General features: G+C 46.5%; 2 protein-coding genes. Both read left to right on the top strand.

The window, feature by feature from the left end; translation table 11 throughout:
* Positions 1-119: 119 nt before the first annotated feature.
* A complete protein-coding gene (locus tag XYCOK13_RS22095) occupies positions 120-572 on the top strand; it encodes an SH3 domain-containing protein (RefSeq protein WP_244865305.1) in 453 nt (150 codons plus the stop codon).
* On the top strand, positions 573-884 hold the full coding sequence (locus XYCOK13_RS21630) for a hypothetical protein (RefSeq protein ID WP_213414333.1): 312 nt from the start codon (positions 573-575) through the stop codon (positions 882-884). It abuts the gene before it with no gap.
* The last annotated feature ends 698 nt before the right edge of the window (positions 885-1582 follow it).

The following is a 1582-nucleotide window of genomic DNA, read 5'->3' as shown; positions in this document are numbered from 1 at the left end:
AGCATTGATGCAAGGCTAGTGTATTTTTTACCCCTATTTGACGGATATTCCGACCTAGAGCGAAAATAGGATTATTGCACCATGAAGCATGCCGAGCATCATCGTTAGAAGCACAATCGTTGTTCTTTTTATCAACAAACGTCACCCTTTCTTTTTTTGTTGAAATTTGTCGAAGGAAAAATTTACCCCTCTATTTAACTATGGAAATAATCTATCCGTCAACCCGGTCCATGATTATCTTGATAAGAGAATTTTCAGGATGGTTTAATGGTTTCGAAGATTTTCCGCAAAGGAGGAAGATGCCTATAGCGAAGTTTGAATTGGGTCAAATTGTTGTGACGCCGGGCGTACTGGGGAAAGTGAATGAAGTGGACCAGATGAAGGCACTCAACCGTCACGCCCAGTGCGATTGGGGTACAATATCCTGCAATGATGTGCTTTCAAACGAGAACGCACTGAAAACCGGAGAGCGTCTTTTTTCTGCCTACACAAGCGAGTCCGGCATAAAGTTCTGGATTATCACAGAGGCTGACCGCTCTGCCACCACTCTTTTGTTACCGGAGGAATATTAGATGATAGAATCATCCCAAAGAAGGTTAACCCGAGAAGAACGGCAAATTCAAACGTTGTTGCGAAGTGTCGTTGAACAACCGCAAATCGCATCACTCGACGGATTGGAGGAAATCCAAACGGCTGTCGAACTAGACCCGTTCACGCTTGAAGTAACGGTAACAAGCGAACATGCAGAGGTTGCTGTGTTGGAGTCGAGTTCCCGAGAGCTTTTTGCCTTTGCCCGATACAACAGGAGCGATGACCGACTGCTGTACACGCTTCGTTTCCACATCGTCGAGGATAGTCTGCGTAGACTTGTTATGACCGAATGACCGGCATCGAAATCATCGAGAAGGAGGAAGCTCATACCAAGTGGGGTGAAGGATTCGCGGTAAGAGGAATCGTGTATTCCCAGAAGGGAGTCACAACAGCGGGGTTCTTCGCCTTCTACACTCCGAGCAAGCAAATTCGACAGCTACGGATTGACGATCATCAGCTTTTGCCGATACTTTTGGACAACCTTAGGACGCTCCTAAACCACTAACACCACACCCTACACTCCTTTTTTGAGGGACCGGCTCACCACCGGTCCCTTGCTGTGTTCAGAGGGAGAGTCTAACCACCAGAAGTTGTCGCTCAAGATACCGTTCCAAGTCACTTTCTCCGCTTTCTTGAAAAGATGGATGCTGTGGCACGTCTTGTTCGCCGTCTCTCACGCAGAGAACAACTTCTTCCAGATTGTCGGCTGAACGCGAGTAGTACAAAGATAGGAGAAGATCATTTAGACCGGGAGGATTCGTAAGCCTCACCACGACCTCTAATTGATCGGAATTGGTTGATATGAAGAATTCCACTGTATCCGTCACGTCATGATCTAAATTCCCATCTATTTGCCGCAGCGCCTTCACAATCTGTGAAACGTAATTATTCATCTTTGCCAACTTTACCAGTAGTATAATGTCCCATGGCTTCGCTCATGTTTAGTTCTCGCATTGAATCGTCGTCGTACCATTCGGGCGGTTCTGGATTT

Source organism: Xylanibacillus composti (genome assembly GCF_018403685.1).
Classification (GTDB): domain Bacteria; phylum Bacillota; class Bacilli; order Paenibacillales; family K13; genus Xylanibacillus; species Xylanibacillus composti.
Note: the sequence above shows the minus strand (reverse complement) of the source record. Positions and strands in the feature narration are given on the sequence as shown.

Coding starts and splice junctions, on each gene's coding strand:
- XYCOK13_RS21630 (WP_213414333.1), top strand. CDS start 573: ATGATAGAATCATCCCAAAGAAGGTTAACCCGAGAAGAACGGCAAATT.